Here is a 15,493-nt window from a genome sequence, read left to right on the forward strand (position 1 = left end):
ATTTTAAGTAGTCTAACGGGTATGAAACTAGTTCGTTTTTTAATTTCACGCGAAGGGTTCATATCCGTTTTTTGTTATACAATTACTGCTGTTTTTTCCTTCCTTTCCTTTGCCCCTTTAAGTTTGCCCTTTTTTGTTTGGCTGGCTCCTTTCGGGCTTTTTATCATCGAAAAACGAAACAGGGGTGAGTGGAAAAAGCTCATCTATCATGGGTTTGGTTTTTCCATTTTATTTTATTTAGTATCTTTCCATTGGGTTTACCATATGACCACCGTGTTTGGTGGTTTTGATTGGTATTTGGCGGTGCCGATTTTTATTGGTTCGGCTATCCTTTTGAATTTTAAATTCCCTGTTTACCTTTTGGTATTTTCTTTTTTAGCCAAGCGAGTGGGGCGATTTTTCCCTCTCATAGCTTCGGTTTCCATTTTATTTTCTGAATTTTTGACTCCTCAAGTTTTCCCATGGTATTTTGGCAATGTTGTAGCCGAAAATCAAATTTTGGCACAAAACGCAGAATATGCGAGTGCATACGGATTGTCCGCATTTTTGTTTTTTGTTTCGTATTATTTGTTCTATATGAGAAAACCAAAATTGTTTTTCCGATTGATTTTTAGTTTTCTCGGTAAACACAAAGCCCTGCAAAAGAAATTTGTTTTTGGTGGACTTGGTTTTTTTTTGGTTCTCGTTTTGTTTTTTGGGAACGGTTATTATTTATTTCAAAAGTGGTCGGCTGTAAAACCCATTGCGGAACGAGATGTCCTCGTTATACAACCTAATGCACCACTAGAATTTCGCGACGGTCGTAATCCCGCAGAAGAGATTCGTAACCTTATGACTCGCATAGATACCATGACAGAGATGGAACTCAAAAAAAGCCCTGTTGATCTGATTGTATTACCTGAGTCCGGAGTTCCCTTTTTTACTACCCATGATACGGAAGTCACTCGCTACAGTCGTATCTATTGGCACCAGTTTGAATCCCTTATGGCCATCCTTAGCCTTCGTCACGGAACCAATGTTTTTTATAATGAACTAGATGCCGATTTGGTTTCATCGGCAATGCCTGACCACATTTCTAGAAAGGATGTTCGAATGTACAATTCGTCCGTTCTCATGAGTCCAAATGGGGAAAGAACGAAAAGTTATCAAAAAGTTTTTTTACTCATCTTTGGAGAATACATGCCATTTGAATGGATGTATGCTTTGTCTGGACAAACGGGACAATTTGCTCCGGGAACTAGTCTCGATCTGATCCCTTATTATGAATCACGAAAAAATCCATCCTCCCAAACAAAAGACTTACATTGGGAAGATACCATGACTATGGGACCTGCCGGTGTTCGCGAATTTTATTCCAAAGATAAAGTAGAAGAAAAACAATTGGGTAGTTTTTTACCTTTGATTTGTTATGAAGTGATCATTTCTGAATTTGTTAGAAAGTTCCAAGGTGACCCTGATTTTATTGTGAATGTTACCAATGACAAATGGTATGGAAACTCGGTGGAATCCTACCAACACCATACTTTGGGACGACTCCGGGCAATCGAGTTCCGTAAATGGATTGTTAGGTCCACTAATTCCGGCACATCTGTGTTTACGGACCATTTAGGGCGAAACATTGATAATGACTTTACTCCGATTGAAACAACTGCTGTGATTCGAAAGAAAGTGCAGGTGATACCTGGTGAAATGACTTTTTATAGATTGTATGGAAATCTACTTTCCTATTTGTATATGGGAATTGTTGGTTTAGTGTTCTTATTTTATGCAAAAAGGAATTCTTAATTTTCTATTTGAAAATAGATTTTATTTTGCATTTTATATTTCTGTAGTTATCCACATAACGTTAGTTATATATTCTTTTAATCATTCCGACTCTCCCTATCAAAAAACTCTTTGTGGCCCTCCTTGGATTTATGCAACGGAGGAGGAGGAAGTCTCTTTCCAGATGAGTTTCGGTAAGCTAGGTGGTGAGTCCGGAAATGCGGAATCTTCTAATGATCCTGGCGATGGCGAAGAAGGGGAAGAGGGTGACGGAGGTGGTTTCTCCAAAGGAAAATATAAGGGAAGTCAATGGGAAGAACTGGTAAAAGATTTAGAAGGTACCTCTTCTTTACGCAAACAATTTAAAAATGATTATGACCAAATCAACGAAAACTCAGGAGTTGCGAATTCCTATATCAAACGGAATCGTGATTTTGAGGATATCATTGTAAAAGATGTACTACCCACAGTAAAAGGAATCCGAGACCCTTTCCGCGTAGATATAGAAACAGCCGAGGACAATTTATTTGTTCATAAAGAAAGAAATCGTATCATAGAAGAGTTCCGAAAAGGAGATGAATCATCTCCTCCAATTACCATGCGGATCTCGAAAGAGGGAGAGGCAGAACCAAAAACACCTCTCTCTATGCCTAAAGAAGATCGGAGTAAATACTTAGATCGAACTCTCAAACAGAAAAAAGAAAAGCAGTTGGATGAATTCATTTCTCGGTTTATGGGTTATGATCCAGACAAAGGAGATCTCAGTTTATTTGTTCGCGATTTGTATTATGAAAACTTACAAAGGTTAGCTTATCCATTTAGTGGAGATCCCAGTTATTTTGCCATTGATTACTTTCAAGAAAACCTAAACAAAGAAGATTTTCTTAGACAAATGATGGCAGCTCTCTCTGAAAATTTGGGAACGAACACTGGTACAGAGATTCTTTTTACTATCGAAAATATTTATGAAATCCAAGCAAGAGCTCTCGAACAATACTTTCAGGCAAAAGAATATTTGAAGTTAGCTACGCCAGAACAAAAACAAACTTTAAGATATGAAACTTTACGACGAGTGGATGCAAAGTACCGAAAACTTTTGCGAGATAAAAAACTATTCACTGTCAAGGATGTTGAGGAAGCTTATTCCAAAAAACGAATTGATATTATCGAAACTTTGATTTCGAAAACACCAAAAGGGTATCGAATCAAAGATGGTTATTTTGACAAAGGTCGAATCCTTTGGGAAGCCGGAATGGCTAGAAAGGATTCCAAACTTCTAACTGAGGCAATCACAAATTGGAATCGAATTTCAAATCTTCCAGCTAATGGCGATTTTTTAAATGAAAAGGCATATGAGACCATCCAGTTGTTGCTACGAGATCTTGGAAATGTATCGGATGTTAGTAGGTTATCCTCTGGATCCAAAGACCAAATCGAATTTATCTTACGAACTAGACTCAGTGAAACAATGAATAAGAAAAAAGAAAGGGAGGATAAATTGCTTTGGCCTAAATCCAAATTGCCAACGAGATAAAGAAAAAATCAAAAGAACTGACTTTTGTTTTAGGTAGAGATTTTTTTATTTAACTGTATTTTTTTAGATTTTTAAATTTTCGAGACCGTTCTCATGAAACTCTTGGGCCCACTTGTCATGGAAGGGAGTTTCTTTTTCGATTCGTTCTTCGATTGCCATTTGAGAGATAGCAGTTTCTCCGTAGTGGCGTAAAAAATCTCTGTGGGCCAGTCTTTCTATGAGTGCTTGCCAGAACACTTCGTCTTCATAGTCTTCTAAAATATCAACAAGACCACTCTCTTCCTCGAATTCCCTGGTTAAATATGGTTCTCCATTGTTTTGATCAATTTGGACAATATTCCCAAGACCTGCATGTTCTGCTTGGGAGAAGACATGGCGAACCACGTCAGCGAACCTAGAATCCGTGTCAGGTTCATCCTCTGATCTGTCCTTGGCTTGTAAGGTGGAAATGACCCAATCTCCCATATACACTAACTTGAGCAGGGTTTCGTATTGTTCTAGGGACAGTTCCATTTCCATTTAGGATCAGGTTCGGTCATGAGGTTGTGAAGAAAAGAGTTTTTTTGCACAAAGAATCGATGCAGAGGGTCGAAAATTCAGTCTTCTAAAAGGATTTCTTTATTACGGAGTGGCCTATATTTATCTCGTACAATGGCAGTTATGTCATCAATGGCGATGAGAACCTCTTGGTTCGGATCATTGTTTTCAAAGGGCAAATAAAAGAATCCGAGAATTCGTATAGAACTTTTTTGCAGAAAAACTCTATCATTTTGATCAAAATTTTTTGAAATCGAAACCGTAATGGATTTCCAGCCTCGATAATTGAGTGAGGTGAGATTCAGTTGTCTTACTTCTGCATCTTGTGATTCTATGATCAGTGTTAGGTTCCCGTTGGATTGTGATGAATAGATGGGAATGGTGATTTCTTTGATAAAGGCATTCACTTCTATGGGTTTGGGGAAGTATAAAGAAAATGGGAAATTGGCTTCTTTGGGGATTCGTAAGACCAGTGCTTGTTTGGACCCTGGAATGGGTGCTGTGAAATTTGAAGAAAGGCTGATTTCTGGAAGTTTTGTACCTTTTTCCAATTTAGTACGCAGATTTTCCCGATTGTAGTTGGATAATTCAAAATTTTCGAGTAAAATCTCCCGCCAAATTCCAGTTTCAGCCTGGATTGGAACCATTCCTAAGCAAAAAAGAAAAAGTGTAAGTTTCCCTAAGTTTCGTAGTGCATTCATGTTGACAATAATTCCTTACAGAGGGGATATATATGATTTATCTGTAACAAGGAGACTTATACAATGCAGGCGCACAAATACCTTTTGGCCATACTGACAATATCTTTCGCAGGCCAAATCACAGCACAAGTTGCTGCACCAAAAGCCACTACTTCCACAAAAGACCAGGCAGTCAAAAAAACAGAATCCACCTCTACTCAAGCCAAAGACGGTGTTAACAAAGCTGAGACAACTGTAAAAGACATTTTGGGTGACAAAAAAGAATCTGGAGTTGCTACTTCCGATCCATCTGCTCTTTTTATTACTAGCAAAACTTCTTTTTCATTAGATGCAAAAGATGAGTCTTCCACAATCGATTTTATTGAGTGGAAACCTAAAAACGGAGAATACAGAAAGTACACACAACCGATTCGTATTTCCGAAGAAGGACTTACTGAGGTTTATTATCGTTCTGTTGACAAAGTAGGAAATGCAGAAACACCAAAGATCCTTGTTCTTCATGTTGATAATACTGCTCCTCACGTGAGCCTAGTTCCTCAAGAACAGTTTTTTGTATTGGATGGAGTTCCATTTGCTTCCAAAAACAATACATATACAATTGTTGCTGAAGACCAACAAACAGGTGTTGAAAAAGTATCTTTCAGCATCAACCAAGAGGCAGCGAAAGTTTATGCAGATCCAATTAAATTGGAAAATGGTGGAGCAAACGTAGTTAAGTATTCCGCTACTGATAAATCTGGAAATTCTTCTCCTGAATCTTCTATCATCATTACTGTTGATGATGTAAAACCTTCTATTGAAATCGTTCCTTCTTTTCCTTTAGTGGACATTAATGGAAAAAACTTTCAAAGAAAAGGGAATGTATTCTACGTAAATGCAACTGATAAAGAATCAGGTATCAAAAAAGTTCTCGTTAAAATTGACGAAGAAGAATATAAACCTTATGTTGAAGCAATTGCCATTGAAACACAAGGTGACCATGTCATCAAAGCGATGGCAGTTGATAATGTTGGGAACCAATCTGATGTTGTGGAAGTAAAACTTTCTGTGGATTTGACTCCTCCAACTTCTACAATCCAAAAATCAGCAGAAGCACCAAAGGTAGAAACACCCGCTCCAGCAGCTACAACACCTTCTAAGTAGTTTTTTCACAAAAAACTGGAACCGCAAGGTTACAAAAAAGAACCCCTTTCTATATGAGAGGGGTTTCTTTTTTATCCTTTGTTTTCCCTAAGTTCTGTGTAGCTTGCGGAACCTATGATCGTTTTTCAGAAACGATGGCCGTTTGTAAACCTTGCACAAAGTTACATTACCTTCCACAAAAACAAAACATCCGAAAAAATCAGATAGTTCCTCCTCTCGATCGGTTTGTTTTTTATGACCAAGCTCTTTATTTGCAAAGGCGGGGTAGTTTTGAAAAAACTCTCTTCCAATCTTTGAAATTTGAAAATGAGAGACATCTGGCAAAGTATTTTTGTTTGGGACAAAGGTGTCTCGCAGAATCCTTAAAAGGGGATCCACCAAACCTAGCAGTCCTTGTTCCTTCCTCGCCTAAGTCGGGACCAAGGCCTTACCATGCTTCTTATGCCCTCCTCAGAAAATGGAAAAAACTCTGGAAAATCAGGGAAGATACTAGTTTACGTAAGGTTTCAGCGGACAAACAGTCTTCACAAGGGTATGAGAGTCGTTTTTTTCATGCAAAAAAGGCGGTCCAATTCATAAAAAGTGATAGAATCATGGAAGGACTTCATGTTCTAATTGTAGATGATATATTCACGACGGGTGCCACTGTAAATGAAATCGCTAGACTGTACAAACAGGCTGGTGTTCGGAAAGTGACTTGCGTCGTTTTACTGTTAAGCGGGGGTGATTGAATCGAATGGATGTTCAAGTCAAGGATGACATAAGGATTATTAAGTTTTCTGGGGCCATCCTCAAGGTTGATTCTGATGAGATTGAAAAAGAACTTTCAAAACTCACGCAAAGCTCTGTTAAAAAAATTATTCTGGATCTAACAAAGGTTCATCATATATGCTCCACTGCACTTGGGATTTTTGTTGCCACCAAGCGTAAGTTAAAGCCGATGAATGGTGATATTAAAGTGATTGTTGTGGATGAAGATTTGATCCAATTGTTTGAGATTACTATGCTCGACAAGGTATTCGAAATTTTCCCTGATTTATCTGCAGCCATGGAAGGATTCCAGCTCGACGAGGAAGATTCCCACTGACAAAGAAAACTTTAGCATTTGCTTCCGGGAGTGCACACAAATGGAAGGAAATGCAGATGTTACTTGCTCCCTATGGTTATGAAGTTGTCCTTCCTAAAGATTTAGGAATTTCTTTCTCACCGGAAGAAACGGAAGTCTCATTTACTGGAAATTCCTTTATTAAATCAAAAGAACTCTATCGACTAACGGGGATTCCCTCTTTCGCAGATGATTCTGGAATTTCCGTTCCAGCACTCGGAGGGGAACCGGGAGTATATTCTGCTCGTTTCGGCGGCCCGGGACTTAGTGATAAAGAACGTGCTAACTTCCTTTTGGAAAAGTTGGGTTCTAGTAAGGATCGTAGTGCTTATTTCAGTTGTGTTGTGAGTTATGTGGACAAAAACCAAGAAGTATCCTTTGAAGGAAAAGTCGACGGTCAAATTGCCGAAGACTATGATGAAGAAGGAAAGTTTGGGTTTGGTTATGATCCTATTTTTATTTACCCTCCTTTTGGAAAACGGTTTTCTCAAATACCTGAATCAGAAAAAAATACTGTATCCCACCGCAAAAAAGCAATGGAACTTTTTTTGGATTGGCTACAAAATCAAAAATAACAAAGGTTAGATTTTTTATCTAACCAATTTTGTCACTGCTATGAGATGCTTTTCCTATTTTCTATTTTTACTGATTTTGATACCAACAGTGGGATCAAAATTGCAGGCTCAAGTTTTATGTTTGGGTGGCGAGTGTTCCAATATTCCTTTAGATTATCAAATTCTAGGAAATTTTGCAGAACCAGTCTTTGATAAAATTTATACAAACGGTTTTCTCCGTTCCATGGGGGAAAACGCTGTTTTACAAAACTTGAATTCCAACCAGTCGGGTGGAACTAAGGTGGATCGGTATCGTTTGGGCCTTGGTTATACAGTATCTCAAGGCCAGGCCAAGGCCCGAGATTTTTATTATGAAAATTCCGAACTCAGGACTTTGCCAAAAAGCGGAGTTGCGGCATCACCTTCTTTCAGTTTTACGGCCAATTTGGGGGAGTGGATCAGTAATCCCTTGGCCAAACAATGGAATCTAACGACACATTTCTTTCCCTATGAGTTTGGGGAAGCTAATATCCCTTTTGTAAAGATTCGAAATACGGATGTGAATGGACGTGTCAACAATTTTGGTGCTGTCCTTCGTTACTTTCCTATTGATTCTGGATTTTCCTTTGGACTGGGAATTTTCCAAACCAATCAGGATATCTACTTGAGTTCTTACGACAGAAGACCTACTCAATTTAGAATTGATGGTGATAAACGTCGTTGGATCGGTCAAAATGATTTGTTTTATCAATCGAGGATTACCTCGGGTTCTATCGATTTGAAATACAACTATACCATTGGATTTTTATCTATTATACCGGGTTTAGGTTTTGTGTATAATCATGGTTATACGGCTATTCATGCTAGTCGATTTGCCGCTATTTCCAGGATGGATAATCCAGATGACTTCAGTTCTGTTCCCAGTGCCATTGGGATTCGTCTCTCCACAAGGTATAATCATAGATCAGGCTTTGGTTATGGGAGTTTGGGATTTCAGATAGGCATGGGAAATTTTATTCTAACGACAGAGTTAATGGCAGGGAAGGATATCCAATCGATCAACCTTTCCCTGCAAAAACAATTTTAAGTAGCAATGATTGCACCACCAGTAAGGCGTTTGTAAAAATCGTTTCCTTCTCTTTCCAAAAATTCTTCGTAATTTCCTTTGAAGTCTTTGATTCCTTCGGGTGTCACTTCGATGATTCTTGTACAAAGAGAAGAGATAAATTCCCTATCGTGTGAAACAAGGATCACCGTCCCTTCAAACAAAGATAAGGCGTAGTTGAGAGCTTCGATTGTTTCTAAATCCAAGTGGTTGGTTGGTTCATCCAATGCAATGACATTGTCACAAGCAAGGATCATCTTTCCAATGATCATTCGAGATTTTTCCCCACCGGAAAGAACTGTAGTGGATTTGTTTGCCATATCCCCAGAGAAAAGCATCCGACCAAGGATGGCACGAATCTCTTGCACTTCTGTTCCTTGCGGAGAGTTACGTAACAACCATTCTACGAGAGTATCTGCATCTGGTTCCATCGCCTCACGGTGGTCTTGTGGAAAAAAGGAAGTTTCTACGGAATCTCCCCATTTCACCTGACCAGAGTCTGGTTCTAATTTTTTAAGTAACATTTTGAGAAGAGTGGTTTTACCAACACCATTGGTTCCCACGATTCCTACTTTTTCTCCTTTAGTGATGGAGGTATTAAATTCTTTGATGACCGGTTTTCCATCATAAGACTTAGAAATGTTGATGGCTTCAAATACATCCTTTCCTAATGTTCTTTTGGCTTTGAAGCGAATATAAGGTGCCACACGAGAAGATGGTTTTACATCCACCATATCCCCTTTGATTTTTTCGATCATCTTTTGGCGAGAAGTGGCTTGTTTGGATTTACTTGCGTTGGCAGAGAATCTAGAAACAAACTCTTGTAAGTCGGCAATTTTTTCTTTTGCCCGTTTACTATCGCTCATTAACTGCTCGCGTGTTTGTTCTGCGGCAATCATGAAATCGTCATAATTTCCCGGGAACACTCGGATGGTATTGTAATCCAAATCGGCGATATGAGTGGCAACGGAGTTGATGAAGTGACGGTCGTGGGAAATCACAATGACCACACCTTCATAATTGATAAGGAGTTCTTCCAACCAGTGGATGGTTTTGATGTCTAAGTGGTTCGTTGGTTCGTCCAAAAGAAGGACATCGGGTTTTAAAAATAGAACTTGGGCGAGAAGTACTCGGAGTTTGAAACCGCCGGTTAAAAAATTCAAAGGCCGGTTATGGGCTGTTGTAGGGATCCCTAGACCTTCGAGAAGCTCCCCTGCCACGGATTCGGCTTCGTACCCACCCATATCAGCGAAAATTTCCTCAATCTCGGAGATTCGCATTCCGTCTTCATCGGTCATGTCCTCTTTGGCGTAGATGGCATCTCGTTCTGACATGACATTCCAAAGTTCAGGATTTCCCCGTAACACAGTGCCAAGGACCGTTTCATTTTCGTATTCGTAGTGGTCCTGTTTCAAATATCCGACCTTAACGTCCTTGTCGAGAGCGACAGAACCGGCGGAAGGCTGTAAAATACCGGCTAAAACCTTCATAAAGGTCGATTTTCCGGAACCATTGGCTCCAATCAGACCGTAACGGCATTCCGGTTTGAATTTAATGGAGACGTTTTCGAAAAGAGGTTTTTTCCCGAAGGAGACTGTAATGCCGCTAGCTTGGATCATAAGTCAATTTTCTAAGGGAATCGGAGGTTTCAACCGACATTTCGTATGGTATGGCACGGATTCTCATCATCATTCTCCTTCTTTTTGGGAACGGGCTCATAAGCTCGCAAAGTGTAAAAAATGGAATCCAGGTTTTGGAGGGGGACCTCCTGAATACGGGCCATCTCCTCCGCACGGACAAACAGGTTTTCCGCATTAGCGGTGGTGTTTTACAGGAAGAGTTGGCTTATTTAGCAGGAAAAAAGATACGGATGTTATGCGATGTCCAAGGGGAGACCTGCAGCCCTATTCGTTATGAAATGGAACCTTTTGAATCTGGCAAAACTCCAGATTGGACATTAAAAAAAATCCCTCGTTATGTAACTGGGGGCCTTTTTTCTTTCAACCCGCAGTGTACTCCTGATGGAAAAATTTTATTTTGGACGGCCCTTGTTCGCGAAGGGGGAAGATCCACTCAAAAAATTTGGGCCGCCAAACGAGACCAATACGGATTTTGGATGCAGGGAGAACAACTTCCGACACCACTCAACAATCGTTTTCCTTCTGCTGTGATTTCGGCTTTACCCGGTGGGAACGAACTATTTGTATTTGGTAATTTTGGGGAAGAGGAGATGTTGGATAACCTGAAAAAAGAGATGGTATACAAATCTCAAATTGCCTCCAGAGAAGCACAGAATCCAAAAGAGTTTCATATTGTTCTGACTAAGTTAGAAACTGAATATAAAGAACGATCAGAAAAAATTCAAAACCGCGCTCCGCTGTACAAAACACATAAAACCGAATCGGGTTGGTCAATGCCTTCCCCCATTAATTTCCCTAGTTTTTATAATTGGTATAGAAAAGCAGACAATCCCAACCAACAGGTATTTGGTGGTTCGGCTTTGGCATCCAGTGGTAGGACACTGATTTATTCAGCCCAACAAAAGAAAAATTTTGGTAAGTTAGATTTATATGTAAGTTTACAAAACGATTCTGGTGTTTTTGAGGAAGGAATCAATTTAGGAAACACTTTGAATACTGGAGAAGAGGAGATGGCTCCTTTTCTTGGGCCAGATGACAAAACTTTATATTTCTCTTCGTCCGGAAGAAAGGAAGGAATTTCTATTTTTATCTCTAGAAGATTAAATGATTCTTGGACTTCTTGGTCAGAACCTCAAGAATTATCTCCTAACCTAAGAGGTGTTAATTTCTTTAGTATCCCAGCGGTAGGGAACTGGGCCTATATGTCTAGGGAAGGGGAACTATATATGGCCGCTATCCCTCACCATTTCCAACCAGAACCTGTGGTTGTGATTAAAGGAAAGGTAGTAGATGAAGAAGGAAAACCACTTTCGGCATTTGTTCAATATGAATCTTTAACTAGAAAAAAATCCATTGGTTCAACGGTGAGTGATCCAGCGACAGGTGAGTTTAGTATCATCCTTCCCTATGATGATAATTATGGTTTTTACGGAGAAAAAGAAGGATACCTTCCTGTTTCACAGAACCTGAATTTGGTGGGTAAAGAAAAAGAAGACAAAGAAAAAACAGTCCTTTTGGTCCTTCCCAAATTAAAGAAGGGAAACCAAATTGTGATGAACAATTTGTTTTTTGCGTTCCGCTCTGCCGAGCTCACCAAAGAATCGGAACCGGAACTGGACAGATTGGCAGGAATCCTCAGAAAATCGGGCAATTTAAAGATCCTAATCGAAGGGCATACGGACAATGTAGGAACAAAATCAGCCAACCAAAAGTTGTCACTCGAAAGAGCAAATTCGGTTGCTAATTATTTGAAGTCTAAACATAAAATAGAAGAATCACGAATTGCGATCGTAGGTCATGGTCCTCAAGTGCCCATTGCAGACAATTCGACCGAAGAGGGTCGCGGGACGAACCGAAGGGTAGTCTTTAAAATTTCAGAAGAGTAATTCATGGACATCAAAAATATCAATATACCCAAAGTCAATGTAGACACCCAAAAGATGATGGGTGCGGTCGATGGTCTTGTGGATAAAATCCCATCCCAAGTCCAAGACTTACTTAAAAAAATTGCCATCTCACTTTTTGTTTTTTTTCTTATCATGGCCATTTATGTCGGTTGGACCCATGGTTGGGAAAATGCCAAACCCCAAGGGATGCAACTCGCCCAGGACACAAGAAGTTTGTTTCTAACAGAAATTGAAAGGGATTACAATAGAAAACGCAAAGATGTCCGGATGTCCGATCCTGAAGATTTAAAGTATGAATCGAATCGTAAGATGCAATTTGATTTTATCAGCGAACGGGAATCTAACGGATACACACACGATACCATCCCAGAAGAACAAGATTTTTTGGGAAAAGAATATGATTTTAGAAATCGTAAAGCCGAAGATACAACAGTTCCTCCCATATACACTCCCTCAGGTGATGGTTTGATCCCAGCTCCGATTGATGTGGTCCCTATGGTACCTAGAGAGGATTCCAAATCTACATCACCAATATCTGATTCTGAATCCGATTTACGAATGCAAAGGATGCTTGAGAGAGTGTCTGATTTAGAAAAGAAAGTGAAGGCAAAAAACGAAGAAAAGAATTTGGAAACTTTGAAGTTACCTAAACCACCGGAGTCGAATGAAGGTTTGGGAAAACCGAGAAGTTTAGAAAGAATTCCAAAGAACTTACGATGAATGGTAACCTTTTGTTTTTTACTTCCAAGTTTCTAGTTTTGATTTCTAAGCCCGGTTTCTTTGTGATCGTTTTATTTCCTATTTTGAGTATGGGACAAATCTTTCCGCTCCAAGCGCAAACGACTGAATTGTTTTTACCTTTTCCAGAAACTTGGAACAAAGATACCACAAATTCTGGAATGGAACCTTCTTCCAGTAATCCCGCAAATTCGAATGCAAGTGTCAAACCAAACACAAATTCTAACTCCAGTGTTATTTCTAATTCACAATCTCTGCCATCTACATCTACAGAAACAAATGGGGAAACTCCTGGCTCTTCTCTTGCTTCCAACAATCAAACTTCTGTTACAACCAAACCAAAGCCAGTAGAGAAGAAGAAAAAAAAGAAGGAAGTGGTCGATCCGTCACAAGCATCTTTTCAAAAGGGAAAGGCTTATTTAACGAGAGACCAAAAGAAATCCGCCGAATCTGAGTTTGCTGATTCCTATGGAAAGGAAGGGGATGCGGCAAAGTTTTCCCGAGTGGAAAACACAAACCTTTTTGGTCTGGAAGGAAAGGATAAAGAATCGACTGGCCTTGTGGAAAAACAAGAAGACCCAGATCTTAAAATCAAAACTCAGTTTGAACTCGCAAGATCTCTCGATCGTATTGGAAATCCCGATTCAGAAGAAAAAGCCTATAAGGAATACCTAAAACTAGTGACTGAGTTTCCAAAACACCCGGAGCTCACACCTAGATCGCATTATGCGGTTGCCGTCCTTCTCATCCGTAAAAAAGAATTTCGTTCGGCAGCACACCATCTGGTGAGTATCTTAAAGAATTTTAAAGAATCTGCAGAGTTCCATCCGGCGCATTATTATTTAGGGAAAATTTACGAAAGCAGTTGGGACGAGCGGGATTTGGAACGTTCCTTAAAATACTACCAACTCTATATGAATGGAATGGAGGGAAAAACACCAACGCCCGGTTATGATTTTAGAAAAGAAACCCGCGAAAGACTGCGGGTTTTAGGTTCTTCGATTTAAGACTTTAAGTTAAGCAATAGCGACATTCACTTCGATTCGTCCAAACTTGGAATATAAGTTGATGGACAAAGTTGGTTTTTTGTTAAACCGAACCGAAGTGTTATTTGTTTCTTGGATGTTAGGAGTTGTAATTTCTACAGATTGGCCTGCCGATGTAAAAATGTTCATCGCATTACCGGTGGTCATGTTGGCAATCTCACCGAGGATGTCTTTGTATTCGTTTTTTACATCTTCATCGGAAAGGCCTGGCACTAACTTACGAGACACTTTGTATGCAGCATCGAGGTTCATACTATAAACCACTTCACCACTAAAGGAACCTACCACACCAATGATAATCGCAATTTCGTGGCTTGGAGCTGGTGAGTCCTTGATTCCGATTTTTCCTCGGATGAGATCCTGTTGTAACACATCGCGAAATACGATAGTGGCTGCTTCCAGGAAAGGGTTGATGAAGTCGGCTTTAATTTGCATTTATTCTAAAGAGAGAAGGCCTTTTTTCTCTACGTTGTATTCTGCTGCTATGGACTGGTTTATTTCAAGAAAAAAGCTAAGAAGTTGCCTTTGTTTCAGAAAATCTGCAGCCTGATCCGCCGGTTTTTTGGCTGTGGTTTGTCCGTAGGTTAGAGCACCAAATTCCACATAAACCTGTTTGTCGTTGTCAGAGAAAGGACCCACGACCGTTTTTTTGCTAAATGGATCGTTAGCTAGGGTTTCCCAAAACTTAGCAGAGTTCGCCAAACGGTAGCTATTGCCACGGTTAGAGGTAACAAGTTTTAAGTCAGACAAAGAAACATTTGATACGGATTCAATGGGTTGTAAAGTTTCCTCAGCAATGGCTTCTAAAGCATTGGGTTCTGAAATTTTGGAAGCAATACGGCCTTTCCATACTTCTACTTCTTTTCTTTTGCGATCAAATTTCATTTTAGAAAGTAGGAGCGGTTTTCTTGATTCGAAACTGACAAAATTTCCAGAAGGGTCTTTCGAGAGGGTTCCGTCTTTCTTTTCTTTCTCATACTCTTTCATAAGTTCTGAATCAGAAATATTAATTTTGGCTTCGACGGCGTTCAGCAAATTGACCTCAGAAATGGCCACAATCCGAAAAGAAATTTTGGCCCGTTTGGCTTCATCTTCCAATTCCACTTCGTTTTCTGTGGGAGCGAGAGGTTGTTCCAAAAAGTTGGGGAAAAGAGCATACCCAGTGGCAGAATCGATACGGTAGTTCATCGGAGCCGAACGGTAGATTTGTTGGTAAATTTCAGTAAGAGAACGAGAGTCTTCTTCTCCGTATCCTGCTTGGGAAACCGATTCTTTATGCACTTCGCGCGCTTGTTTGGACATTTCCCGTTTGATGCTGATCTCAGATACTTGGAAGCCAACGGAAGTGGCAATGTCGTTGGCAATGTAGATTTCCCGAACGGTAGAATAGGCGCAGGAATTGAGAAGTTCCGGATTTTGGGCCGTTTCTCTTCCGTATTGTTGGTATCTATAGTAACAATCACGTTTGGCGGCGTTGAAGTAATCCACGGGAATGCTTCTACCTGCAATGGTACCTGCTTTGGTCGAATTTTGGCCTGTGATGGCACCCATTAGGCTTTGTTCTGCATCACCAGGTAAAAAGGTTATGATAAGGGTTCCGACCAAAATGAATAAAAAGAGAGCAATAATCGTACGATAAATTTTTTCTTTGAGGGTAGAGGGTTCTTCTTCGAACATAAAGGAAGCGTTTCCGTTTCCGAAACCCTTGTAAAGAAAAAA

The 15,493-nt window shown here is 39.8% G+C and carries 15 protein-coding genes; 10 read left to right on the forward strand and 5 right to left on the reverse strand.

Annotated elements, in window-relative coordinates; translation table 11 throughout:
* Nucleotides 1–21 precede the first annotated feature (21 nt).
* Both JWG40_RS06085 and JWG40_RS06090 read left to right on the forward strand, forming a co-directional pair.
* Nucleotides 22–1,785, forward strand: coding sequence for an apolipoprotein N-acyltransferase (locus JWG40_RS06085; RefSeq protein ID WP_205284961.1), 1,764 nt, complete (start codon nt 22–24; stop codon nt 1,783–1,785).
* A complete protein-coding gene (locus tag JWG40_RS06090; protein WP_205284962.1) occupies nt 1,766–3,298 on the forward strand; it encodes a hypothetical protein in 1,533 nt (510 codons plus the stop codon). The genes JWG40_RS06085 and JWG40_RS06090 overlap by 20 nt, the downstream gene beginning before the upstream one ends.
* Before the next feature lie 63 nt (nt 3,299–3,361).
* Here the strand turns inward: JWG40_RS06090 and JWG40_RS06095 are convergent, their stop codons facing one another.
* Nucleotides 3,362–3,817 carry a hypothetical protein gene (locus tag JWG40_RS06095; protein WP_002974670.1) on the reverse strand — a complete coding sequence of 152 codons (456 nt, stop codon included), beginning with the start codon at nt 3,815–3,817 and terminating at the stop codon, nt 3,362–3,364.
* Nucleotides 3,818–3,894: 77 nt separating this feature from the next.
* A complete protein-coding gene (locus JWG40_RS06100; protein ID WP_205284963.1) occupies nt 3,895–4,536 on the reverse strand; it encodes a flagellar filament outer layer protein FlaA in 642 nt (213 codons plus the stop codon).
* Between the two features lie 63 nt (nt 4,537–4,599).
* Between JWG40_RS06100 and ompL47 the strand changes: the two genes are divergently transcribed.
* From ompL47 to JWG40_RS06125, 5 genes are all read left to right on the forward strand, one after another.
* Nucleotides 4,600–5,679 (forward strand): multi-beta-barrel domain surface protein OmpL47, encoded by a 1,080-nt coding sequence (gene ompL47 / locus JWG40_RS06105; protein ID WP_205284964.1) that lies wholly within the window; start codon nt 4,600–4,602, stop codon nt 5,677–5,679.
* Nucleotides 5,680–5,732: 53 nt separating this feature from the next.
* The gene (locus JWG40_RS06110; protein ID WP_205284965.1) at nt 5,733–6,410 is read left to right on the forward strand and encodes a ComF family protein; all 678 of its coding nucleotides are present in this window, start codon (nt 5,733–5,735) and stop codon (nt 6,408–6,410) included.
* A gap of 5 nt (nt 6,411–6,415) precedes the next feature.
* On the forward strand, nt 6,416–6,766 hold the full coding sequence (locus tag JWG40_RS06115; RefSeq protein ID WP_002974559.1) for an STAS domain-containing protein: 351 nt from the start codon (nt 6,416–6,418) through the stop codon (nt 6,764–6,766).
* Nucleotides 6,763–7,359: an RdgB/HAM1 family non-canonical purine NTP pyrophosphatase gene (gene rdgB, locus JWG40_RS06120; RefSeq protein WP_205285017.1), complete on the forward strand. Its 597-nt coding sequence runs from the start codon at nt 6,763–6,765 to the stop codon at nt 7,357–7,359. Before JWG40_RS06115 ends, rdgB begins: the two co-directional genes overlap by 4 nt.
* 100 nt (nt 7,360–7,459) lie before the next feature.
* Nucleotides 7,460–8,425 carry an Lsa36 family surface (lipo)protein gene (locus JWG40_RS06125; RefSeq protein WP_232369214.1) on the forward strand — a complete coding sequence of 322 codons (966 nt, stop codon included), beginning with the start codon at nt 7,460–7,462 and terminating at the stop codon, nt 8,423–8,425.
* Here JWG40_RS06125 and JWG40_RS06130 read toward each other — a convergent pair.
* Nucleotides 8,422–10,062 (reverse strand): ATP-binding cassette domain-containing protein, encoded by a 1,641-nt coding sequence (locus JWG40_RS06130; RefSeq protein ID WP_205284966.1) that lies wholly within the window; start codon nt 10,060–10,062, stop codon nt 8,422–8,424. The genes JWG40_RS06125 and JWG40_RS06130 overlap by 4 nt on opposite strands.
* 50 nt (nt 10,063–10,112) lie before the next feature.
* On the opposite strand from JWG40_RS06130, the gene JWG40_RS06135 reads away from it, so the two are divergent.
* From JWG40_RS06135 to JWG40_RS06145, 3 genes are read left to right on the forward strand one after another with little or no spacing between them, the layout of a single operon-like run.
* Nucleotides 10,113–11,969 (forward strand): OmpA family protein, encoded by a 1,857-nt coding sequence (locus JWG40_RS06135; protein ID WP_205284967.1) that lies wholly within the window; start codon nt 10,113–10,115, stop codon nt 11,967–11,969.
* 3 nt (nt 11,970–11,972) lie between these two features.
* Complete coding sequence (locus JWG40_RS06140; RefSeq protein ID WP_205284968.1) at nt 11,973–12,710, forward strand: LIC_11485 family protein; 738 nt, start codon at nt 11,973–11,975, stop codon at nt 12,708–12,710.
* Nucleotides 12,707–13,735 (forward strand): tetratricopeptide repeat protein, encoded by a 1,029-nt coding sequence (locus JWG40_RS06145; protein ID WP_205284969.1) that lies wholly within the window; start codon nt 12,707–12,709, stop codon nt 13,733–13,735. The genes JWG40_RS06140 and JWG40_RS06145 overlap by 4 nt, the downstream gene beginning before the upstream one ends.
* A gap of 9 nt (nt 13,736–13,744) precedes the next feature.
* Here the strand turns inward: JWG40_RS06145 and JWG40_RS06150 are convergent, their stop codons facing one another.
* Together JWG40_RS06150 and JWG40_RS06155 are read right to left on the reverse strand one after the other, a co-directional pair.
* The gene (locus JWG40_RS06150) at nt 13,745–14,209 is read right to left on the reverse strand and encodes a chemotaxis protein CheX (RefSeq protein ID WP_002974575.1); all 465 of its coding nucleotides are present in this window, start codon (nt 14,207–14,209) and stop codon (nt 13,745–13,747) included.
* Nucleotides 14,210–15,451 carry a hypothetical protein gene (locus JWG40_RS06155; protein ID WP_205284970.1) on the reverse strand — a complete coding sequence of 414 codons (1,242 nt, stop codon included), beginning with the start codon at nt 15,449–15,451 and terminating at the stop codon, nt 14,210–14,212.
* Between the last annotated feature and the right edge of the window lie 42 nt (nt 15,452–15,493).

Origin of the sequence: Leptospira abararensis (assembly GCF_016918735.1) — a bacterium.
Taxonomy (GTDB): domain Bacteria; phylum Spirochaetota; class Leptospiria; order Leptospirales; family Leptospiraceae; genus Leptospira_A; species Leptospira_A abararensis.